Raw genomic sequence first — 22,650 nt, 5'->3', positions numbered from 1 at the left:
GAGCTCAGAGGCTTAAAACGGCTTTTTCGGAACGCGGGGCGGGCTGGCTGCTGAGGCGGCGCTGCAGCAGGGCGCGGGCCTTGCTGAGCTGCGACTTGCTGGTGCCTTCCGAGATGCCCAGCATCCCGGCAATTTCCTGGTGGCCGAAGCCCTCCAGGGCGTAGAGGTTGAACACGGTGCGGTAGCCGGCGGGCAGCTCGGCCAGCAGGGCCAGCAGGTCGTCGGCCTGCAGCTGGGTGTCGGCGGTGGCGGGCGTGGTGGCCAGGTTTTCGGGCTGGGCGAAGTCTTCCATCGACACGGTCAGGCTTTCGCGCTGGCGCAGCAGCATCAACGATTCGTTGACCATAATGCGGCGCACCCAGCCCTCGAAGCTGCCTTCGAAACGGTAGGTGGGCAGGGCCCGGAACATCTTGGCGAAGCCCATAAGCAGGGCTTCCTCGGCGTCTTCGCGGCGCTTGAGGTAGCGGCGGCACACGCTGAGCATGAGCCCGGCCAGCTGCTCGTAGAGCTGGCGCTGGGCCCGGGGCTCGCCCCGCCCGCAGGCGGCTATCAGGTCAACTTCGGTCACGGGGAGTAGTAGTCGGCAGGGGCAGGAGAAAAGGATTTGATGCGGCAGATGCAAACCCTTACCAGAAGGTTGCCTGGTACAAGTGGCCACCGCGTATTTATGGGAAAAATACCAGCAATTGCTCGCTTTGCCTGGAAAAGTGCTGTTGACGGACGTCCTAAAGCAGTGGACGCGCCTCCTAAAGCAGTGGACGGGCCTCCTAAAGTCGGGCGTGGACCTGCTGAAGCGGCGGACGGGCTGCCTATAGCTGTTGCCGGACTTACTAAGGCCGCGGCCGGTCGTCCTGCCGCAATTTTTCGCGTTCCTGTGATGGTGGCCGGGGTCGGTCGGCCGGGGCTGCCTACTTTTAAGGCCGCATCACTTATCTCGTTTGGCTAACAAGTTCTCCCCGTATCCTTCGCTTGGGCTCGCGCCGGCACGCCGGCAGGAGGCGCTGCTGGTGGGCGGCATCGTGGCTTTTTTTGCCGCCTACCTGCTCCTGATTTCCGAATATCAGCACCTGTACTACGACGCCGGGCTCTACTGGGAAGCCGGCCACCGCTTCTACCAGCACGGCCACTTCAGCTTGCTGAACTACGACGACGCCCTGCGCGGCTACGCCTACCCGCTGTTCAATTTCCTGTGCCTGGGGCTGCGCAAGGCCCTGCACCAGCCCGCCGTAGTTATCGTGAAGCTGGCCAACGCCGGGCTGGCCGGGCTGCTGTTTGGGGTGGTGGGGCCGCGGCTGTGGCGGGCGGCTACCGGGGCGGCGGCGCTGCCGGCGCTGGGGCGGCGCCTGCTGTGGGCGGCGCTGGGCTTCCTGTTCTGGCGCGACTATTTCAACTTCTCACTCTCCGATTTTCCGGCGCTGCTGGCGCTGGGGCTGGCCCTGTGGCAGGCCCAGCGGCGGGGCGGGGGGGCGGCTGTGCTGGCGGGGCTGGCCCTGGCGCTGGCCGTGAACATCCGGCCCATCTACCTGGCCGCCGTGCCGCCTGTGCTGGGGCTGTTGCTGTGGCAGCAGCCGCGCCCGCAGTGGCTGCCGCGGCTAGGACTGCTGGCGGCCGGGGCGGCGCTGGTGCTCACCCCGCAGGGGCTGATTAACCGCCGGCACTTCGGGGCCAATACGCCGCTGGTGCTTTCCCAATCCAAGGAATTACGCATCCACAACCTCTACCTGCAGAAGCTGCGCTGGGGCCTCCTGCACCAGAAATACGAGTCGTCGGTGGGGCGCGAATTGCCTACTGGCCAGCTGCTTTTTATGGATGCGGCAGGGGAGGAGGTGCTGCAAAACGAGGGCATCGCGGAGTTTGCCACGGCCGGGCAATACCTGCGCTTTGCCGCGCGCCACCCGCTGCTCATGGCCCGCACCTACGCCCGCCACCTCTTTGCCGGGCTCGACCTCAGCCACCCCACGCCTTACCTGAAGCGCTGGGAGACCTCGGCGCTGCTACGCGGGCTCAATTACAGCCTCTGGTTTGGGGCCGGGCTGGTGGCGCTGGCGGGCTGGCGACGCCTGGGCGGGCGGGGTGGGCTGGTGCTGGCGGCCCTGCTGCTGCCCTGCCTGGCCGTGCTGCCGATGAGCATGGAAGTCCGGTTTCTGCTGCCGCTGCATTTGCTGCTGCTGGCGCTGGTGGCGTTTGGGCGGGTGCCGGGCTGGCGGCAGTGGCGGCCGGGGCGCTGGGCGCTGGTGGGCGGGGCCTACGTGGTGTTCCTGCTGGGGTGTTTCGGCGTGTCGGTCAGCATTACGCGGGCCGTGGAGCCGCGCTTTCAGGCCTACGTGCGGGCGGGCCGGATGTAAGCTGGGCCGGCGGTTATCTTTGTTGCGGTGGTTTTCCATTATCGTTTGCGTATGAAGCTTTTTTACTTTCTGATAACCCTGACGGCCCTGGCGGCCGCCGCCCCGGCGCGGGCGCAGCAGCTCGACCCGGCTTTCACTCCTACCACCACCACCGGCCCCGCCGGCCGGGCCTATAGCCTGGCCGTGCAGCCCGACGGCAAAGTGCTGATGGGAACGATGGTGACCCGCTACGAAGGGCAACTGGGCAGTCAGTTGGTGCGCCTCAATGCCGACTGCAGCCCCGATACGGCCTTTCGGCGGCGGGCCGGGGTGGGGGGCAGCTACCTGCGCCACATGCGGGCCATTGCGCTGCAAGCCGATGGTAAAATCGTCTACGGGGGTGAGCAGTACTTTCTGGGCGACGTGCCCCAGCCCCTGCGCCTCAACGCCGACGGCAGCCCGGATGCCACCTTCCGGGCCAGCGGGGCGCCGTGGGTGAGCGGCACCATCCTCGCCCTGGCCACGCAGCCCGACGGCAAGCTGCTGGTGGGCGGCATCTGCCACAACGCCGCCGGCACTACGGTTGCTCTGGAGCGCCTGCTGCCCGATGGCCGTCCCGACCCGGCGTTCAACCTCGGCACGGGTTTCGGGAACGGTAGTGCGCCGGGCGAAGTCCACGCCGTGGAGGTGCTGCCCAATGGCAAGCTGCTGGTGGCCGGCGTATTCACGGAAGTAAACGGCTACCTGACGCCCGGCATCGTCCAGCTGCTGCCCGATGGCAGCGTTGATACCTCGTTCCGCTCGGCGCTGCTCGCCCAGAACGCCAACGGCAGCAAGCCGGTGGTGCTGGCAATGGCGCGCCAGCCCCTCGACGGCAAAATCCTGGTGGCGGGGACCGTCCTGGACCAAGCCCAGGGCTCGCTGCGCCGGCTGCTGCCCGATGGCTCGTTCGACGCGTCGTTTCAGGCGCCGCTCGACGGCATTTTGTTTCAGGTGCGGGTGCAGGCCAGCGGCGAGGTGCTGGTGGCGGGGTGGTTTGGGACCGCGCTGGGCGCGGTGCGGCAGGCGGTGGCGCGGCTCCACGCCGATGGCACCCCCGATGCCGGCTTTGCCACGGGCGGCGGCCCGGGCGGCCTCGTGTGGGCGCTGGCCGAGCTGCCCAACGGCAGCTATATGGTGGGCGGCGACTACGCCAGCGTCGACCAGCAGCCCAGCCCCGGCCTCACGCGCCTCACCCCGGCCGGGCGCCTCGACCCCGGCTTTGCGCCCCGCATGGAAAACGTGAATACCTTATCCGTCGTGCCGCTGCCCGATGGCACGTTTCATCTGCGGGGCACGGTAGGCCCGGGCGACCAGCTGAATTTTAACAATCAGCCGCTACCCCCGGCCTACTACCACCGCCTCGCGGCCGATGGCAGCTACCAGGCCTCCCTGGCGTTTCCCACCGTTGTTAATAATAATACCCGGGTCGGGTATCCGTGGCCGCAGCCCGACGGCACCTTTTACCACGTGCATTTGCCCAGTGGGTTTAGCACCGGCCCGGTGCTCATCGACCGCCTGCTGGCCAGCGGGCAGCCCGACCCGGGCTTTGCCACCGATACGCTGAGCTACACTACGCCGGGGCTCTACGGGGCGACGGTATTCCCCCAGCCCTCGGGCAAGATAGCCGTGTGTGGCACGCTCTCTGTCAGCAATAACGGCCAGCCGCGCGAGGCCCTGGCGCTGCTGCAGCCCAACGGCCGGCTCGACCGCAGCTTCGTGCCGCCCGCCACGGGCCTGTGGGTGCAGGCCGCCCAGACCCCGCTGGGCATCGGGGTGGGGTACCAAACGGGGGTGCAGAGCGTATTGCCCCAGCCCAATGGCCGGATGCTCATCTACTGGCACGACCGGCAGCGCAGCCACCTCACCCGCCTCAACCCCGACGGCTCCATCGACCCGGGCTTCGACCTGGGCAGCGCGGCGGGCCCCAACACCCTGTTTCAGGCGCAGGTGCTGGCCAACGGGCAGGTGCTGCTGCGCGGCAGCTTCACCAGCTTCGGCGGGCAGGCCGTGGCCAACGGCTGGCTGCGCCTGCTGCCCGATGGCCGCCCCGACCCCGGCTTTGCCGCCGCCCGCGCCGCCCTCACGCTCACCGAGCAGCCCGATGGCCGCCTACTGGCCCTGGTGCCCGGCGCCGATGTCCGCCACTGCACCCTGCAGCGCCTCGAAGCCGATGGCCGCGCCGATGCCAGCTTCCAGGCCATTGCCATCGAGAGCGAAGTGGCTGCCGATGCCAGCGCCGGCGTGCAGCTGCAGCCGGCCGACCAGGCCATTGTGCTGGCGGGCTTCTTTACCCGCGTAGCCGGGCAGCCCCGCCACAGCCTGGCCCGGCTGGTCAACACCCCGATGCTGTTTCGGAGCACCGGCCCCACGGCCGAGGTGTTCCCGAACCCGGTGCGTGAGGCGCTGCACGTGCGCTTGTCGGCCGCGGCCACCGGCCCGGCCGTACTGCTCGATTTGCGGGGCCGCGTGGCCAGCACCTGGCCCGCCCCTGGCTCGCTGGAAGCAACGCTGCCGCTAACTGGCCTGCGGCCGGGGCTGTACTTTCTGAGTGTGCCCACAGCGCAGGGAACGGCCCGGCGGCGCATCGCCGTCGAGTAATCGGCCCGGGCCCGGCGGCCCTAGTAATTCCCAATCGAGAGCATTACCAGTGTGCAAGCTTCTTCGGTGCGAATGCCCTGCTGCTGGGCCCGGCGCTCCAGCTCCGGGTTTTCGGTGCCGGGGTTGAAGATGATGCGCCTGGGTTTCAAACTCAGAATGTAGTCGTACCAGGTGGGCTGGTTTTGCGGGCCCACGTACAGCGTCACGGTGTCGATGTCGTCCAGCGCCGGGCGGTCGGTGTGGATGTCGAGCCCCGCCACCTGGCCCTTGCGGATGCCCACGGGCACCACCTCGTGGCCGTGATTTTTGAGCGAATGCACGGCCCGGTAAGCGTAGCGGGAAGGGTTGTCGGAGGCGCCGAGGACGAGGGTCTTTTTCATTTTGTAGCTGTTAGCTAATAGCTGCTAGCTGTTAGCTTTTTTGAGTGGAAGGGAAGTATGATAATCTTCTACGAAAGAACAAAAGCTAACAGCTAAGAGCTATTAGCTAACAGCTAAAACAGAAACCGCTTCCGCCACCCGCTCGCCGTCCATGGCGGCGCTCACGATGCCGCCCGCGTAGCCCGCGCCCTCCCCGCAGGGAAACAGACCCTGGATTTCGGGGTGCTGCAAGGTTTCCTTGTCGCGCGGAATGCGCACCGGCGAGGAAGTGCGGCTTTCCACGCCCACAATCTGGGCGGCATTGGTGGCGTAGCCGGGGATTTTGCGGCCGAAATCGGTGAAACCCTGGCGCAGGCGCTCGGCGAGGGCGGGCCCCAGCACGTCGTCCATGCGCGTGGAAATCAGGCCGGGCTGGTAGCTGGTTTCGAGCAGCTCGGGCGAGAGCTTGTTTTTGAGGAAGTCGCCGAGGCGCTGGGCGGGGGCCTGCTGGGTGCCGCCCGCCGCCCGGCAGGCCAGCTGCTCGATGGCGGCCTGGAAATGCAGGCCGGCCAGCGGGCCGTGCTCGCGCAGGTTCATGTCCTCCAGCTCCACGGCGGCCACAATGCCGGAGTTGGCAAAGCGCGAGTCGCGGCGGCTGGGGCTCATGCCATTTACCACCACTTCGCCGGGGGCGGTGGCGGCGGGCACGATAAACCCGCCCGGGCACATGCAAAACGAAAACACCCCGCGCTGCTGCCCGCGCACCTGCGTCTGGTGCACCAGGGCGTAGGAGGCGGCGGGCAGAATGCCGCGCTCGGGCCGCCGGTACTGGGCCTGGTCGATGAGGCTTTGCTGGTGCTCGACGCGCACGCCCAGCGCAAACGGCTTGGCCTCGATGAGTACCCCGCGACGGTGCAGCAGCTCGTAAATATCCCGGGCCGAGTGGCCGGTAGCCAGGATGGTGGCCTCGGCCTCCAGCGCCGCGCCGGCGGCCGTGACCACGCCGCGCAGGCGGTTGTTTTCCAAAATCAAATCCGTCACCCGGGTGTCGAAATGCACCTCGCCGCCGGCTTCGATGATGGCGTCGCGCAGGGCCTTGACGACTTCGGGTAGCTTATTGGTGCCGATGTGGGGGTGGGCATCCACGAGGATGTCAGTGGTGGCGCCGTGCTGCACGAGGCGGCGCAGCACCCGGCCCACGTCGCCGCGCTTGGTGGCGCGGGTGTAGAGCTTGCCGTCGGAGTAGGTGCCGGCGCCGCCCTCGCCGAAGCAGTAGTTCGAGTCGGGGTTCACGGTCTGCTCCTTGTTGATGGCGGCCAGGTCGCGGCGGCGGGCGCGCACGTCCTTGCCGCGCTCCAGCACAATGGGTTTTAGCCCGAGCTCGATGCAACGCAGGGCGGCAAACAGCCCCGCCGGACCCGCCCCCACGATGAGCACCCGGCGCTTGGCCTGGGCCACGTTCGGGTACTCAAACCAGGGCCCGAACAGCTCGCGGGGCGGGGCCTCCTGGTAAATTTCGGCCCGCAGGCGCACCAGCGGCTGCCGGCCGCGGGCGTCAATAGAGCGGCGTTTTAGATGGATAAAGTCGGCCTGGCCGGGGCGCAGGCCGGCGTGGGCCAGGATGGCCTCGTAGCGGGCCAATTCATCAAAGGCTACCTCGGGGGCGAGGAGCAGTTCCAGCTCTTGTTTCATGCGGGTGGGGAAGGGAGTTAGCCTTCAAAAGGGGGGAGTGCAAAATTAGTCGCTGGTGCCAGGAATTATAAAACCCCGCCTGCCGAATAGCCGCAAAGCGGCGACACGTTGGTAGCTGATAAGGGGGGGAGCAGGTTAGAGCCGCAAAGCGGCGGCACTTCCTCTTGGCGAAAAGTGCCGCCGCTTTGCGGCTCTGGTACCCGCATTGAAACGGAATACTACCAACGTGTCGCCGCTTTGCGGCTATTCGGCAGGCCCGATTGAAAAGACGAAATTGAAAAAACGAAACCCCGGACTGCGCCGGCAGCCGGGGTTTCGGGAGTTGAGGGGGCAAACAGGCAGCCCGCAGGCTATCGGGTAGCCAACAGAAAGAAGCGAGCTACCCCGGCGAAAAGCAGACCAAGCCCCCCTAAAAAGCCGATAGTGGCATACGGATGGCCGATACCCTCACTGCTCCAGGCCAGGCCCATCAGCAGCCAGCCTGCGCCGGCTAGTAGCACGGCGCCCAGCAGACGAAGCAGGTATTGTTTTCGAGTTGCTTCCATACTACCCATGCACGGCCGTCCCGATATCCGACGCCTGCCCCACCGGCTTATCGTCGTTCATCAGCTGCACTTGGTACTCGTAGGTGCCCGTGAGGCCGGTTTCGGTGTCGATGTAGGGCGAGCGGGAGTCGAAGGCCAGGTAGTGCCAGGCGGTTTCGCCGGCCTTGCGGCGGCGGAACACCTTCACGCCGTCCTGGTCGAGTTTGCTCCACTTCAGGACGAAGCCCTCGGGGCCGGGCGTGATGGTGAGGTCGGGCTGCAGGCCGTTGGGGTCGGGCTTGTTGGCGGTATCGCTGAGCCACTGGCAGTCTTTGCCGAGAGCTTCGGTGTAGAAGGGGCTGGTTTTGTGGCGGGCGATGGCGGCGCTGGTGGCGGTGCCATATTGCTTGAGGTAGGTGTCGCGGGTGGCTACTTTGGCGGCCGCCCTGCGTGGCGGGACAAAGGCGCGGGCTTTTTTACAGCCCCGCCCGAACGTCGTCGGCCGTGCGGCGGAAGTGCTTGCGCCGGAGCTTGCGGCGGATGTCGGGCGGCAGGCCCCAGCCCTCGGCGTAGAGCTTGAGCACCTCGGCCTCGCGCTGGGGGCTGTAGCGGCCCATCTGAAGCAGGCCCAGGGCGGCGGGCACCGCGCCCATCACGGCGGCCGTGGCCACGTCGGGGCCGCTCACCTGCGGGGCGGTGTAGAGGGGCGAGCCCACGGCCGCGCCCGCGCCCACGGTGGCCCCACCGGCGGCGATGCCCTCACCGCTGGCACGCTTCTGGGCAAATAATTTGTGCACGGCAAGCACCGTGTCGCGGCCCTGGCCCAGGGTGGGGAGGGCCGGGAGGAGCAGGAGGGAGAGGAGGAGTTTTTTCATGCGCTCCTGAGAGAGGTCGGGAGCGGGGTGAAAAGTTGCAAGTAGCTAACAGAACGAAGTGGTAGTACGAATCCCCCAAAGGGGTTCGTACTACCACTCTGTCGGTGTTATAACCGTGCAAACGACGAAGTGTAGTACGAACCCCTGCGGGGAATTCGTACTACCACTCGTTCACTCCCACTCGTTCAATCCTACTCGTTCTTAGCGCCAGCCGCCGCCCAGGGCGCGGTAGGCCTGCACGCCGGCCTGCAGCTGCTGCATGCGAATTTCGACCACGTCGAAGCGGGCCTCGATGGCGTCGCGCTGGGTGAAGAGCACCTCGGTGTAGTCGGCTCGGGCCGAGCCGAAGAGGCTGGTCGAGATGTTGACCGACTCGGTGAGGGCGGCCACCTCGCGGGTTTTGGCCGCGTAGCTGCTTTGCAGGTTGGCGATGTTGGCCAGCTGGTTGGCTACTTCCACGTAAGCGTTGCGCAGGGTGCGCTCGTAGTTCAGCACGGCTTGGTTCTGGCGGGCGTTGGCGCTGCCGTACACGGCTTTTATCGCGTTCCGATTCACTAAAGGAGCCGCAAGGTCGCCGCCGATGGAGTACAGAATCGACTCGGGGGCCGAGAACACCAGCCCCGGCCGGAAGGCCTCGAACCCGGCCCCGCCCGAGAGGCGCAGCGCGGGGTAGAAGGCGGCGCGGGCCACTCGCACGTCGAGCCCGGCGGCCTGCACCTCCAGCTCGGCCTGGCGCACGTCGGGGCGGTTTTGGAGCAGCTGCACCGGCAGGCCGGCCTGCACGGCCGGCGGCAGCAGGTTGCTCAGGCCCGCCGCGTCGCGGACGATGGGCTGCGGGTAGCGCCCCAGCAGGAAGTTGAGGCGGTTTTCCGTCTCCGTGATGCGCTGCTGGATGTCGAACTGCCGGCTGGTGGTATTCTGCACCTGGGCCTCGAAGCGCTGCACGGCCAGCTCGGTTACCCGGGCCGAGGCCTTTTGCAGCCGCACGATTTCCAGGGCGTTGGTCTGGATGCCGATGTTCTGGCGCACAATGGCCAGCTGGTTGTCCAGCGCCAGCAGCTCGTAGTAGGAGTTGGCAATTTCGGCCACCAGGTTGGTGGTGGTGAAATTCTTGCCCTCCACCGAGGCCAGGTAGCGGCGCAGTGCCGCCTGCCGGGCGTTGCGCAGCCGGTGCCAGATGTCGACCTCCCAGCTGGCAAACGCGCCGAGCTGGTAGTTGGCCAGCGGGTCGGGGGTGCGCACGCCGGGCTTCACGTCGATGGCCTCCTCGGTGGCCCCGCGCAGGGTGTAGCGGCCGGGCCGCTCGGCCTCGGCGCGCACCCCGAGGCCCACGAAGGGCAGGTACTCGCCCTTGCGCACCTGAGCCTCGTTGCGGGCGATGTCGATTTCCTGGCGGGTGATGTTCAGCTCCTGGTTGTGCAGCAGGGCCGAGTCGATGAGGGCCGTCAGGTGCGGGTCGGTGAAGAACTGCCGCCAGGGCTGGCGGGCCGAGTTGGCGCTGTCGGCCGGGGCCGGGGCGTTGGCGTAGGCCGCCGGGGTGCTGCGGTTTTGGGTGAGGGTGGCCACCTGCGGGAGTTTGCAGGCCGCGGCGGCTACCGCCAAAGTGGCGGCGCCGAGGCATTGATACAGGCGTTTGCTAAGCATAAGGTTCGGTTTCATCGATGGTCACCCGCGGCTCAAACCCTTCGGATACCGGGTATTCGTTTTCGTCCCGAATCAATTTCCGGCCCTCGGCCAGCGTGCCGAAGATGTAGTACAGCCCCGGCACGATAATCACGCCGAACACCGTGCCGAACAGCATGCCGCCCAGCGCGGCCGTGCCGATGGTGCGGTTGCCGATGGCCCCCGCCCCGTGGGCCAGCACCAGCGGAATCAGCCCCGCGATGAAGGCAAACGAGGTCATGAGAATGGGCCGGAAGCGGACTTTCGCGCCCTCGATGGCGGCGGCCCGCACGCTCATGCCCTCCTCGTGCTTCTGCACCGCAAACTCCACAATGAGCACCGCGTTTTTGCCCAAGAGGCCCACCAGCATCACCAGCCCCACCTGGGCGTAGATGTCGTTGGCCAGCCCCAGCAGCTTAATCAGCAAAAACGAGCCGAAGATGCCCGCCGGCAGCGAGAAGATAACCGAGAGCGGCAGCAGGAAGCTCTCGTACTGCGCCGCTAGCACCAGGTACACGAAGCCCAGCACCACCATGAAGATGACAATGGCCTCGTTGCCGCGGCTCACTTCATCTTTCGACAGCCCGCCCCAGTCGATGTCGTAGCCGCGCGGCAGCGTCTTGGCCGCCACTTCCTGCACCGCCTTGATGGCCTCGCCCGAGCTGTAGCCCTCGGCCGCCCCACCCCGGATGGAGGCGGTGGTGTACATGTTGTAGCGGTTGATTTCGTTGGCCCCCTGCGACTTTTCAATCTTCATAAAGGCCGAGAACGGCACCATTTCGCCCTTGTCGTTCTTGGCCCACATGTTCAGGATGTCCTCGGGCAGCTTGCGGTATTCGGGCGAGGCCTGCACGTACACCTTGAAAAAGCGCTGGTACTTGATGAAGCCCAGCTCGTAGGTCGAGCCCACCATGATGGAGAGCGTATTCATGGCGTTGCCGATGGTGATGCCCTTCTGCATGGCCAGCTGGTTGTCGATTTTCAGCTCGTACTGCGGATAGTCGGCCGAGAAGAAGGTGAACAGGCCCGCCAGCTCCGGCCGCTTGCGCAGGTTGCTCATGAACTCCTCGTTCACCTTTTCCAGCGCCTTGTAGTCACCGGTGTTGGTTTTGTCGAGCAATTGCAGCTGGAAACCGCCCGCCGCGCCGTAGCCCGGCACCGCCGGCGGCTCAAAGAATTCGACGGTCGCGCCGGGAATCTCCCGGGCCTTTTCCTCCAGCTTGGCAATCACCTGGGTCACGGTCATGTTCTTGCGCTCGTCCCAGGGCTTGAGGTCGATGAGGCAGGTGCCGGCGTTGGAGCCGCGACCCTCGGTCAGCACCTCGTAGCCGGCCAGGGCCGACACGTTTTCCACGCCCGGCACCTCCCGCGCCAGCTTCGAGAGCTGCCCGGCAATGGCATTGGTGCGCTCCAGCGTCGAGCCCGGCGGCGTCTGGATGATGGCGTAAATCAGCCCCTGGTCCTCGCTCGGGATGAAGCCCGTGGGCAGCTTGGCCGAGATGCCGAAGATGCCCGCCCCGAAGGCCAGCAGCAGCAGGAAGGTCACCAGCCGGCGGTCCACAATCTTCTCCAGCAGGTTGGTGTAGCGCCCCGTGAGCTTCTCAAACAGCCGGTTGAACCCGTCGAAGAAGCGCTGGATGGGCGTTTTCTTCCTGGCGTGGCCGTGGTGGTTTTTCAGAATCATGGCGCAGAGCACCGGCGTCAAAGTCAGGGCCACGAGGCCCGAAATCACGATGGCCGTGGCCATGGTAATCGAGAACTGGCGGTAGAAAATGCCCACCGGCCCGCTCATGAACGATACCGGCACGAACACCGCCGTCATCAGAATAGTAATGGCGATGATGGCCCCGCTGATTTCGCCCAGCACCTTGCGCACCGCGTTGTAGGGCGAGAGGTGCTCTTCCTCCATCTTGGCGTGCACGGCCTCCACCACCACGATGGCGTCGTCCACCACGATGCCAATCGAGAGCACCAGCGCAAACAGCGTAATCATGTTGATGGTGAGCCCAAACGCCTGCATGGCAATGAACGAGCCCACCAGCGACACCGGCACGGCAATGATGGGAATGAGCGTCGAGCGCCAGTCGCCGAGGAACAAAAACACCACCAGCGCCACCAGAATAAAGGCATCGCGCAGCGTGTCAATTACGTTCTCGATGGAGGCATCGAGGAAGTTCGATACGTCGTAGCTGATTTTGTAGTCCATGCCGGGCGGGAAGCTGGTTTTCTTCAGCTCCTCCAGCTTGTCCTTCACCTCCTTAATCACGTCCTTGGCGTTCGAGCCGTAAGTCTGCTTCAGCACGATGGCCGCCGACGGATACTCGTTGAGGTTCGAGTAGATGTCGTAGAACTCGGAGCCCAGCTCCACGTTGGCCACATCCCTGAGGCGCAGGATTTCGCCGTCGGGGTTAGCTTTCAGAATCACGTTCTTGTACTGCTCCACGTCGTTGAAGCGCCCTTGGTAGCTCAGCACGTATTCCAGCGCCTCGGCCCGCTGCCCGTCGGAGCGCCCGATGCGGCCCGGCGAGCCGATGACGCTCTGCTCGTCGAGCGACTTCATCACGTCGTCCACCGAGATGTTGTAGGCCCGCATGCGGTCCGGTTTCAGCCAGATACGCATGGCGTACTGCCGGCTACCCAGGATGTTGGCCCGACCGATGCCGCTCAGGCGCTGCAGCTCGGGCAGCATGTTTACCCCCGCAAAGTTGAAGAGGTACTTCATATCGGTGTTCTTGTCCTTGCTGAACAGGTTCACGTACATGAGCATGTTGGGTACCACGCGGTTCACAATCACGCCCTCGCGCTGCACCAGCACCGGCAGGCGGTTTATCACCTGGGCAATGCGGGTGTTCACATTCACCACCGCCTGGTCGGGGTCGGTGCCCAGGTTGAAGACAATCTGGATGTTGGCCTCGCCGGCACTCACGGCGTCGGAGGTCATGTACTTCATGCCGGGCACACCGTTCACGGCCTGCTCCAGCGGGATAAGCACCGACTCGGTGAGCACCTTGGCGCTGGCCCCCGGGTAAGCGGCCGATACCATCACCATGGGCGGCGAAATCTCCGGAAACTGCGAGGTCGGCAGCATCTTGATGGCCAGCCCGCCCAAGAACAGGATAACTATCGAAATAACGATAGCGAAGACGGGCCGCCGAATGAATTTACTGAACACGGAAATTAATGGTTAGTGGTTAATGATTAATGGTTAATGAACGGCAGGGTGGCGCAGGTTGGTGGTTGATGAGACAGGCTTATTAACCACTAACCATTAATCATTAACCATTAAAAACCTATTCGCTGTATACCTTCAGATTGGCCAGCACCTTCTTCGGCGCCTCGTAGTTGAAGGCGATGTCGTCGCCGTCCTTCACCTTGCGGATGCCTTCGAGTAGGATTTTCTCGTCGGCCTTCAGGCCGGTGCGAACGGCGTAGAGGTCGGGCATTTCCGAGGCGATGGTGATTTCGCGCTGGTGTACCCGGTTCTTGTTATCTACCACGTACACAAACTTCTTCTCCAGAATCTCGAAGGTGGCCTTCTGGGGGATGAGGATGGCCTTGCGCAGCGGCACCGTCATCAGGATGCTGCCGGTTTCGCCGTTGCGCAGCAGGCCGTCGGGGTTGGGGAAGGTGGCGCGGAAGGCAATGTTGCCGGTTTCGTTGTTGAAGTCAGCCTCGATGGTTTTTACCAGGCCGGGGTGCGGAAATAGCTCGTTGTTAGCCATCAGCAGCTGCACCCGCTGCGGGCCGTCGGTGGCTTTCAGGTGCTCCTTATAGGTGAGGTACTCGGCCTCGGGCACGTTGAAATAGACCCACATTTTGCTGTTGTCGGAGAGCGTGGTCAGCAGGTCGCCTTCGTCCACCAGGCTCCCCAGCCGGGCCTGAAAGTGGTCCATGATGCCGCTGAACGGGGCGCGGATGGTGGTGAATTCGAGGTGCGTCTGGGCCAGGTTGACCTCGGCCTTGGCCTTGTTCAGCTTGGCATTGGCCAGCGCCAGCTCGTTGGCCGATACCACGTTTTTATCGGCCAGCTTCTTGGTGTTCTGGTACTCGATGTCCACGTAATCAGCCTCGGCCTTCGACTTTTGCAGCTCGGCCTGGTAGATGAGCGGCATAATCTGGAACATGAGCTGGCCCTGCTTCACCACCTGGCCTTCGTCCACGAATATTCGCTGCAGGTAGCCCTTTTCCAGCGCCCGCATCTCGATGTGCTGGATGGAGTGAATCTGCGACACGTACTCCTTGGTGATGGTGGTGTCTTTCTGGAGCGGGCTGGTCACCAGAAACTTCTGCTTCTCCTCTTTAGCCTCTTTCTTGCCGGAGCAGCTCGTCGCGAAGTACAAGCTGCTCAGCGCCAGGAGCACGAACGTGTTTTTCATAGTCGATTTAAGCACCCCGACGGGCGCGTGAACAATCACAGAGCTGGTGGTGGAAGGGCTGGCCGGGCGCGTTCGCCCGCCGCCACGCAAGCCGCAAAAGCCCCGCTGGGCTACCGGAAAGCGAGCGTCATCCCCGCTTCCGGGCTGCTGGCCCCGAGTGGGCCGACGGACACTGCTACCTTTCTTTTGCATGCTTTGGTGCTGCAAAACTGCCTTCATGAACATTAAGAGGATATGAACGGCGGCGAGGCGACCAGAAAAGCCCGTTGAACGGGTTGGCTTAACGGACGAAGGGCCGGGCAGCGGGGCGCCAAGCAGTGCTTGGTATCCCGCCGCCCGGCCCTTCGTCCGTCGGATAATGACGTAGAGACGCAATAGTTGGAGTCTCGTCGTTCGCGCCGTCTGGTTCAAAGCGTCCAAACGACGAGACTCCAACTATTGCGTCGCTACAGCGCCCGCAACTGCTGCCACAGCAGCGCCAGCGTGCTTTGGGCGGTGTAGCTCACGTTCAGGTCGCGGCCCCGGTCGAAATTGATTTGTCGGGTAACGGTACCGCCGGGCGTGGCGCAGGCCAGCCACATGGTGCCCACTGGCTTGGTAGGCGTGCCGCCGCCGGGGCCGGCGATGCCGCTGGTAGCCACGGCCACCGCCACGCCCAGGCGGGCGCGGGTACCCTCAGCCATCTCGCGCACGGCTGCTTCGCTCACGGCGCCGTGGGCGGCCAGCGTTTCCTCGCGCACGCCCAGCAGCTGGGTTTTCAACCCATTGGAATAGGCCACTACGCCACCCAGGAAGTAGGCCGAGGCACCCGCCACGCTAGTGATGCGCTGGGCTACCAGGCCGCCGGTGCAGCTTTCGGCGGTGCCCAGGGTGAGGGTTTTGTCGAGCAGTAGCCGGCCAATGGCCGCTTCGAGGCTCGTTTCTTCCTCGGCGAAGATGTAGTCGCCGATGTGCTCGCGAAGAGCGGGCAGCAGGGCCAGCATGCGGGGGCGCAGGTCGGGGCGGCCGTCCTGGGTGCCGGTGAGGCGCAGACGCACGCTGCCCAGGGTGGGCAGGTAGGCTAGCTTGACGTTGGCGGGCAGGGCGTTTTCCCAGTCGGCGATTTTTTCGGCCAGGAAGCTTTCGCCGAGGCCCACGGTCATTACTACCACGTGCTCGATGGGGGCCAGCTCGAAGCGGCTTTGCAGGCGCGGCAATACGTGGTCGAGCATGAGCTTTTTCATCTCGAAGGGCACGCCGGGCATGCTCACGAATACGGTGCCCTGGTCTTCGAACCACATGCCGGGGGCCGTGCCCACGGCGTTGAAGAGCACCTCGCAGGCGGCCGGCACCAGCGCCTGCTGGCGGTTCACGTCGAGCATGGGCCGGTTGAACTTGCGGAAGAACTCGGTGACGTGCGCCAGGGTGGGCTCGTGCATCACCAGCTCGCTGCCGAAATAGCGGGCCAGTACGTGCTTGGTCAAATCATCTTTGGTGGGGCCGAGGCCGCCGGTGATGAGCACCACCTGCGCCCGCTGCCGGGCCTGGTCGAGGGCAGCTACAATCTCGTCGGCCCGGTCGCTTACGGAGCTGATTTGGCGCACCCGCAGGCCTATTTTGGCCAGCTCCTGGCCCATGAAGGCGGAGTTGGTATCGACGACCTGCCCGTAGAGCAGCTCGTCGCCAATGGTCATGATTTCAACGTCGGGAGGGGAGGGCATGGCGGGAAAAGTTGGAATGGCAGCAAAATTGTGTACAAATTGCACACGCGGCGGCCCATAGGACAGCCACAGGGGCCATCCGGTTTTCCCGCCGCAGTCGTTTTTCCATGTTTACCCGCCTCGCTTCGGCGCTTTTGTTCACTGGTTTGCTGGCCGCCAGCACCCCCGCCGCCCAGGCCCAGACCAAGAAAACTACCACCACCAAGAAAACCACCACCACCACCAAAACCACCACCGCCGCCCAAAAAGCCGCCGCTGCCAAAGCGGCCGCCGCTAAAACTGCGGCCGCCAAGGCTGCCGCCGAAAAAGCCGCGGCCGATAAAGCCACTGCGGCTGCCGCAGCGGCCGCCGCCGCCAAGCCCCTCACCCAAACCGAAGCCGCCAGCGGCATCAAGGAAGCCCTCACCAAGGGCATCACCAAAGCCGTCGAATTTGCCTCCGAGCCCGACGGCTTCAACCTCAACGACGACATCCACATTCCCTGGCCCGAGGATGCCATGCTCATGAAAGCCACCCTGAGCAAATTCCCCGGCATGCCTACACTTATCGAAACCTTCGAAACCCAGCTCAACCGCGCCGCCGAAGCCGCCGCTCCCAAGGCCAAGGATATTTTCCTCAACGCCCTGGCCCACATCAGCCTCACCGATGCCCTCTCGCTCGTGACCAGCAGCAGCACCGATGCGGCCACCCAGTTTCTGCGCAAAGCCACCGAGGCCCAGCTGGTAACCGCCTTCAAGCCCGACATCACCGCCGCCATCGACCAGGTGGGCGCCGGCAGTGCCTACAAGAAGATGACCAGCCAGTACAACCGCATCCCGCTGATGACGCCCGTGCAAACCGACCTCTCGGCTTACACCACCCAGAAAGCCGTTGACGGCCTGTTCGTGCTGCTGGCCAATGAGGAAGCTAAAATCCGCAAAAACCCGGCGGCCCGCACTTCCGAGATTCTCAAGCGCGTATTTGGGTTCAAAGGCTAATTCAATAAACAATGAACAATTGGCAATGAGCAATTAACAATTGTCTGTTGCCATGAAGTAGCACACTAAAAAAGGCCTTTCGGAAGAAAGGCCTTTTCTGTGAGCAGCAATGGCTGAACAATTAATTGCTCATTGCCAATTGTTCATTGAGCTTAATAGTCGTCATCGTCGAAGCTGCTGCGGCGGCCGCCGCCGCGCGAACTGCCGCCGTAGCTATCGTCGTCCTCATCGTCGTCGCCGAAATCGTCATCGTCGTCGAGCGAGGTGAAACCGCCGCGGTCGGAGTCCGCTTCGGCGGCTTCGGCGGCCGTGAATTCTTCCTCGCTCATGCTGGCTAGGTCGAGGGCTTCGTCGTGGCTCGAGCCGGTGTCGCGCCACATGAGGTAGTCGGCGTATTTGGCCGAGAGTCGTTCTTCTTCGTTGCCAGCGGCTTTGGCGCCGCCTTTGCTGGCGTAGGAGTCCAGGTTATCGTCGTCGTCGAGCAGGTCGTCGTCCAGGTCGTCGTAGCTTTTCATGGCCGGGGCGGTAAAATAGTTGGGTGAAACAAGGGATGAAGTAGGCGGCGAAGATACGCGGCGGCGCGGAGTTGGGTTAAGTGCGCGGCCGGTTTTTTTTGATACAAATCAGGCTTGGGCGGAGCGTTCGGGCAGGGGCACCTTGCGGTAGATTTCGGCCACGGGAAGCTCCAGGTCGAGGGCCGTGAGGGGGATGAGGTCGGTTAACCCGGTATAGTCCGCAATGCGCCAGATATCGTCCTCAAGCCGGGAGTAACTCATCACGTTAACGGCGTTGCTAGCTACCAGCAAGTAGTGCCGCAAGCTGGGAATGCTGCGATAAAATTGAAGTTTCCCAGCCCGGTCAAATCCTTTAGTGCTACGCGACATTACTTCTACCAGTACCACCGGATTCAGAAGGGTGTCAAGGTAGGCCTTGTCCCGAAACTGTGGTTCGCCGCACACCACTGATACATCCGGGTACGTGTAAAGCCCCGCTTCCGAAACCTGAAGGCGCATGTCGTTAGCCTGTACAGTGCAGTTGCGGTCGCCCAGACGATTGTTCAGGCTGGTAACCAGATTGCCGGTAATCAGATTGTGCTCATAGCTGGCTCCTGCCATCGCGAAAACCTCACCGTTCAGGTATTCGCTCTTGAACTCAGCCTGACGCTCAGCGGCTAAGTATTCTTCTTCCGTGATGTAGTGGCGGTAGTTAGGTTGTGCGCTCATAAAACTGCAAGTTGCATTTATCAAAAATACACGCCTGCCGCCAAATCCTAGCGCTCCTTCGGCCCCGACTGAAAATCCGTCACCAGCAGCTGCTCGTCGCAGAAATCGTACTCGGCCGGCACATTGGAGCTGAGCAACAGGGTGCGCCCGGCGCGGGTGGCCCGCACGTGTTCCTGGTACCAGGCCACGCCAGTGGCGTCGAGGTTAGTTGTCGGCTCATCGAGCAGCAACAGCGGCGCATCGGCGTACAGGGCCAGGCCCAGCTTGAGCCGCTGTTTCATGCCCGACGAAAACTCGCGCACCAGCCGCTGCCGCGCCGGCTCCAGGTACATGATGCTGATGAGGCTCTCGATGGTGCAGCCCGGCCGCAAGGGCTTGAAGCGGGTGTGAAAGCGCAGCAGCTCCAGCAGCGTCAGCTCCTCCAGGAGTTCCAGGTAGGGCGCGGCGTAAGCCAGGTAGCGCGGCACGTCTTCTACCGCCACAGGGCGGCCAGCCAGCGAGTAGCTTAACGTGCCTTCAGTAGGCAGCAATTGACCCGAAATGGTATTCAATAGCGTGCTTTTGCCGGCGCCGTTCGGCCCGAGCACGGCCGTGGCGCTGCCTGGCCGGAAGGCCCGCGTCAGCCCCCGGAAAATCCAGTCGCGCTGAAAGCGTTTTCCCAGGCCGTTGGCGTCAATTAACAATTGGCAATGAGCAATGAACAATGAGTAACTAGCAGTGAGCAGTCCGAACCTAATTGTTCGTTGCTCATTGCCAATTGTTCGTTGTACAGTTATTCTCCTTCTTCGTCGTCGCGCTTGCGCTTGCTGGGCCCTTTGATGATGCCCCGATTGGCCGCCCGGATGAAGTCCGTGGCAAAGTCGCGCTCGGCCGATACCGGCACTTCCTCCTCAATGCGGGCCAGGGCTTCCTGGGTGTTCAGGCCGGCCAGGTACAACAGGCGGTAGAGGTTCTGGATGGCGTACACCTGCTCGTCGCCAAAGCCCCGGCGGCGTAGGCCCACTGAGTTGATGCCGGCGTAGGTGAGGGGCTCGCGGGCGGCCTTCACGTAGGGCGGCACGTCCTTGCGCACCAGCGAGCCGCCACCCACGAAGGCGTGCGCCCCGATACTCACAAACTGCTGCACCAGCGTGCCGCCGCCGATGATGCCCCAGTCGCCGATGGTGACGTGCCCGGCAATCTGCGTAGCGCCCGAAATCACGCAGTTATCGCCGATGAGGCAGTCGTGGGCCACGTGCACGTAGGCCTGTAGCAGGCAGTGCGCGCCCACGCGGGTTTCGCCGCGGTCCACGGTGCCGCGGTTCACGGTCACGTACTCGCGTAGCACCGTGTGGTCACCCACATGCGCAGTGGTTTTTTCGCCGGCAAACTTCAAATCCTGCGGAATGCCCGCCACCACGGCGCCCGGAAAAATCTGGCAGTGCGCCCCGATACGCGCGCCATCCATGATGGTCACGTTGGGCCCAATCCAGGTGCCTTCCCCGATTTCCACGTCCGCAGCAATGGTCGTGAACGGGTCAACGGAAACCCCCGGCGCAAGGCGGGCATCGGGGTGGATATAGGCAAGGGGGGAAATCATTCTGGGGTGAGTTATGAGTTTTGAGTTAGGAGTTATGAGTTAATTGAAGTTGGCGCAAGAGCAAGGCTGCCAATTCATAACTCATAACTCCTAACTCATAACTTAAAATTTAAGCGTCCTTGCGGACGATGGCGGCGCTCATCTCGGCGTCGCACACCACTTTGCCGTTCACGAAAGCCTGGCCGCGCATCTTGGCGATGCCGCGCTTGATGGGCGCCAGTAGCTGGCAGTGAAACACTATCGTGTCGCCGGGCAGCACCCGCTTGCGGAAGCGGGCGTTTTCGATGCCCAGGAAATACTGCCAGTAATTTTCGGGGTCGGGCACGGTGTTCATCACCAGGATGCCGCCGGTCTGGGCCATGGCCTCGATTTGCAACACCCCGGGCATCACCGGGTTGCCGGGGAAATGGCCCTGGAAAAAGGGCTCGTTGATGGTCACGTTTTTCACCGCCGTCACAGCCTGGTCGTCGAGGTGAATCACCTTGTCGAGCAGCAGGAAGGGGTAGCGGTGGGGCAGGAGCTCCATAATCTGGTTCACGTCCAGCACCGGCTCGCGGTTGGGGTCGTATTGCGGCACCGGGTTGGTGCGCTCTTCCAGCATGCGCTTCTTGATTTTCTTGGCGAAAGCCACGTTGGCCGCGTGGCCCGGCCGGGCGGCCAGAATCTGCCCTTTCAGGGGGCGGCCGACCAAGGCCAGGTCGCCTACCATGTCGAGCAGCTTGTGGCGGGCGGGCTCGTTTTTGTGGCGCAGCTCTACGTTGTTGAGAATGCCTTCCTTACGCACCGATACGCGGGGCTTGCCCAGCATCGTGGCCAGGTCGCTGAGCTCGTCTTCGCTCACCACGCGGTCCACCACCACGATGGCATTCGACAAGTCGCCACCTTTAATAAGGTTCGATTTGTAGAGATATTCGAGCTCGTGCAGGAAGCAGAAGGTGCGCGACGAGGCAATTTCGCCCTCAAACTGGTTGATATCAGCCAGCGTAGCGTGCTGGGAGCCAAGCACCGGCGAGTTGTAGTCCACCATCACCGTGAGGCGGTAGTCGGAGAGGGGCAGGGCCGCGATTTCGACGCCCCGGGCGTTGTCGACATAGCGAATCGTGTCCGGGATTTCGTAGTAGTTGCGCAGGGCGTTCTGCTCTTCCATGCCCACGGTGTGCAGGGCCTTAATGAACTCGGCCGAGGAGCCATCCATGATGGGCGGCTCGGGGCCGGAGAGCTGAATGAGCACATTATCAAGCTGCAAGCCTACCAGTGCGGCCAAAGTGTGTTCCACGGTATTCACGCGGGCGCCGTTCTGCTCGATGGTGGTGCCGCGCGAGAGGTCCACCACGTTGTCCACGTCGGCATCGACGGTGGGCTGGCCTGGCAAATCGATGCGCTGAAACTTGAAACCGTGGTTGACGGGCGCCGGGCAAAAGGTCATCGTGGCCTCAACGCCCGTGTGCAGCCCGATGCCGCGCACGGTCACGGGAGCCTTGATGGTGTGTTGCTTGTCGTTCATTCTGTTAGCGGGGCCTTTATACGGCCCTTAGCTACTGGTTGTTAGCTATTAGCTTTTGAGGCTGGCTGTGAGGTGCTAACAGCTAGCAGCTATTAGCTAACAGCTAAACCTTACCGCAAAGCTAGGGCTTTTCCGGCGCGTTTTGCGCCTTTTCAAGTTCATCCACGCGGCGTAGCAGCTCCGGCAGGCGACGAAAAACAGAATTGGCGCGCAGACTGTCGCGCAGGTTGAAGGCCGGCGAGCCCTGCAGCACTTGGCCTTCGTCCTTCACTGCTTTTTGCACTCCGGACTGGGCCGTGATGGTCGTTTTATTGGCCAGCTGAATATGGCCGACCAAACCGGCCTGGCCGCCAATCATGCAGTTGTCGCCTACCTTACTGGAACCGGAAATTCCCGCTTGCGCGGCAATCACCGTATTTCGTCCAATCTCCACGTTGTGCGCCAGTTGCACCAGGTTGTCAATCTTACTGCCTTGCCGCACGGTAGTCGAGCCCATCGTGGCACAGTCAACCGTGGCATTGGCCCCGATGCTCACGAAATCTTCCAGCACCACGTTACCAATCTGGGGAATAGCCTTATAAGAGCCATCCGCCTGCGGGGCGAAGCCGAAGCCGTCGGTGCCTACCACGGCGCCGGCCTTCACCACGCAATACTTCCCAATCACGGTGTCAGCGTAGATTTTGGCCCCGGCGTGGATGATGCTGCCCTCGCCGATGCGCACCCGGTCGCCGATAAAGGCGTGCGGGAAAATCAGCACGTTGGCCCCAATCCGGCAGTTTTCGCCGATGTAGGAAAAAGCCCCCCGGTAGTGGCCCGGCCCGATTTCCGAGCTTTCACCCAGATAGGCAGGCTGCTCCACGCCGCGCTTGCCGGTGCGCGTGGCCTGGGCATAGAACTCCAGCAGCTTGGTAAAGCCCGAATACGGGTCGTCGACGCGTACCAAAGCCGCCCGCACGGGCTGGCGCAACTCGAGCGTGCGGGCCACGATGACGGCCGTGGCCTGCGTGGTGTATAAAAACTGCTCGTACTTCGCGTTCGATAGAAAGGAAAGCGAGCCGGCCTGACCTTCTTCGATTTTGGCGAGGCTGGAGATGCCTAGCGTCGGGTCACCTTCGACGGTGCCGCCCAGCACTTCCGCAATTTGCTGAACTGTGAATTCCATATGAAGCAAAAGTAACTTGCTTGAACTGTTAGCGACTAGCTGTTAGCCGTTAG

General features: G+C 63.5%; 18 protein-coding genes. 3 read left to right on the top strand and 15 right to left on the bottom strand.

Features of this window, described 5'->3' with window-relative positions; genetic code table 11:
• Positions 1-4 precede the first annotated feature (4 nt).
• Positions 5-568, bottom strand: coding sequence for an RNA polymerase sigma factor (locus Q5H93_RS03940; protein ID WP_305005186.1), 564 nt, complete (start codon positions 566-568; stop codon positions 5-7).
• A 370-nt stretch (positions 569-938) separates the two neighbouring features.
• On the opposite strand from Q5H93_RS03940, the gene Q5H93_RS03935 reads away from it, so the two are divergent.
• Together Q5H93_RS03935 and Q5H93_RS03930 are read left to right on the top strand one after the other, a co-directional pair.
• The gene (locus tag Q5H93_RS03935) at positions 939-2,345 is read left to right on the top strand and encodes a hypothetical protein (RefSeq protein ID WP_305005185.1); all 1,407 of its coding nucleotides are present in this window, start codon (positions 939-941) and stop codon (positions 2,343-2,345) included.
• Positions 2,346-2,396: 51 nt separating this feature from the next.
• A complete protein-coding gene (locus tag Q5H93_RS03930; protein ID WP_305005184.1) occupies positions 2,397-4,964 on the top strand; it encodes a T9SS type A sorting domain-containing protein in 2,568 nt (855 codons plus the stop codon).
• A gap of 20 nt (positions 4,965-4,984) precedes the next feature.
• Here Q5H93_RS03930 and Q5H93_RS03925 read toward each other — a convergent pair whose 3' ends face one another.
• From Q5H93_RS03925 to Q5H93_RS03890, 8 genes are all read right to left on the bottom strand, one after another.
• Positions 4,985-5,344, bottom strand: coding sequence for a CoA-binding protein (locus Q5H93_RS03925; protein ID WP_305005183.1), 360 nt, complete (start codon positions 5,342-5,344; stop codon positions 4,985-4,987).
• Positions 5,345-5,446: 102 nt separating this feature from the next.
• Positions 5,447-7,015, bottom strand: a complete 1,569-nt coding sequence (locus Q5H93_RS03920; RefSeq protein ID WP_305005182.1) for an NAD(P)/FAD-dependent oxidoreductase — start codon at positions 7,013-7,015, stop codon at positions 5,447-5,449.
• A 546-nt stretch (positions 7,016-7,561) separates the two neighbouring features.
• Entirely contained in the window at positions 7,562-7,747 is a 186-nt protein-coding gene (locus Q5H93_RS03915) for a hypothetical protein (RefSeq protein ID WP_305005181.1), read from the bottom strand.
• 268 nt (positions 7,748-8,015) lie between these two features.
• On the bottom strand, positions 8,016-8,414 hold the full coding sequence (locus Q5H93_RS03910) for a hypothetical protein (RefSeq protein ID WP_305005180.1): 399 nt from the start codon (positions 8,412-8,414) through the stop codon (positions 8,016-8,018).
• Positions 8,415-8,615: 201 nt separating this feature from the next.
• Complete coding sequence (locus Q5H93_RS03905; protein WP_305005179.1) at positions 8,616-10,058, bottom strand: TolC family protein; 1,443 nt, start codon at positions 10,056-10,058, stop codon at positions 8,616-8,618.
• Entirely contained in the window at positions 10,051-13,248 is a 3,198-nt protein-coding gene (locus Q5H93_RS03900) for an efflux RND transporter permease subunit (RefSeq protein ID WP_305005178.1), read from the bottom strand. Before Q5H93_RS03900 ends, Q5H93_RS03905 begins: the two co-directional genes overlap by 8 nt.
• 118 nt (positions 13,249-13,366) lie before the next feature.
• Positions 13,367-14,452 (bottom strand): efflux RND transporter periplasmic adaptor subunit, encoded by a 1,086-nt coding sequence (locus Q5H93_RS03895; protein WP_305005177.1) that lies wholly within the window; start codon positions 14,450-14,452, stop codon positions 13,367-13,369.
• Between the two features lie 446 nt (positions 14,453-14,898).
• A complete protein-coding gene (locus tag Q5H93_RS03890) occupies positions 14,899-16,152 on the bottom strand; it encodes a competence/damage-inducible protein A (protein ID WP_305005176.1) in 1,254 nt (417 codons plus the stop codon).
• A 107-nt stretch (positions 16,153-16,259) separates the two neighbouring features.
• On the opposite strand from Q5H93_RS03890, the gene Q5H93_RS03885 reads away from it, so the two are divergent.
• A complete protein-coding gene (locus Q5H93_RS03885) occupies positions 16,260-17,129 on the top strand; it encodes a DUF4197 domain-containing protein (RefSeq protein ID WP_305005175.1) in 870 nt (289 codons plus the stop codon).
• Positions 17,130-17,281: 152 nt separating this feature from the next.
• Here the strand turns inward: Q5H93_RS03885 and Q5H93_RS03880 are convergent, their stop codons facing one another.
• From Q5H93_RS03880 to lpxD, 6 genes are all read right to left on the bottom strand, one after another.
• A complete protein-coding gene (locus tag Q5H93_RS03880; RefSeq protein WP_305005174.1) occupies positions 17,282-17,644 on the bottom strand; it encodes a hypothetical protein in 363 nt (120 codons plus the stop codon).
• Between the two features lie 108 nt (positions 17,645-17,752).
• Positions 17,753-18,352 carry a Uma2 family endonuclease gene (locus Q5H93_RS03875; RefSeq protein ID WP_305005173.1) on the bottom strand — a complete coding sequence of 200 codons (600 nt, stop codon included), beginning with the start codon at positions 18,350-18,352 and terminating at the stop codon, positions 17,753-17,755.
• A gap of 47 nt (positions 18,353-18,399) precedes the next feature.
• On the bottom strand, positions 18,400-19,035 hold the full coding sequence (locus tag Q5H93_RS03870; RefSeq protein WP_305005172.1) for an ABC transporter ATP-binding protein: 636 nt from the start codon (positions 19,033-19,035) through the stop codon (positions 18,400-18,402).
• A gap of 89 nt (positions 19,036-19,124) precedes the next feature.
• Positions 19,125-19,931, bottom strand: a complete 807-nt coding sequence (lpxA, locus tag Q5H93_RS03865; protein ID WP_305005171.1) for an acyl-ACP--UDP-N-acetylglucosamine O-acyltransferase — start codon at positions 19,929-19,931, stop codon at positions 19,125-19,127.
• Positions 19,932-20,040: 109 nt separating this feature from the next.
• The gene (locus Q5H93_RS03860) at positions 20,041-21,435 is read right to left on the bottom strand and encodes a bifunctional UDP-3-O-[3-hydroxymyristoyl] N-acetylglucosamine deacetylase/3-hydroxyacyl-ACP dehydratase (RefSeq protein ID WP_305005170.1); all 1,395 of its coding nucleotides are present in this window, start codon (positions 21,433-21,435) and stop codon (positions 20,041-20,043) included.
• A 121-nt stretch (positions 21,436-21,556) separates the two neighbouring features.
• Positions 21,557-22,597: a UDP-3-O-(3-hydroxymyristoyl)glucosamine N-acyltransferase gene (gene lpxD, locus Q5H93_RS03855; protein ID WP_305005169.1), complete on the bottom strand. Its 1,041-nt coding sequence runs from the start codon at positions 22,595-22,597 to the stop codon at positions 21,557-21,559.
• Positions 22,598-22,650 lie beyond the last annotated feature (53 nt).

Origin of the sequence: Hymenobacter aranciens (assembly GCF_030580865.1) — a bacterium.
In the GTDB taxonomy this organism is placed as follows: domain Bacteria; phylum Bacteroidota; class Bacteroidia; order Cytophagales; family Hymenobacteraceae; genus Hymenobacter; species Hymenobacter aranciens.
Note: the sequence above shows the minus strand (reverse complement) of the source record. Positions and strands in the feature narration are given on the sequence as shown.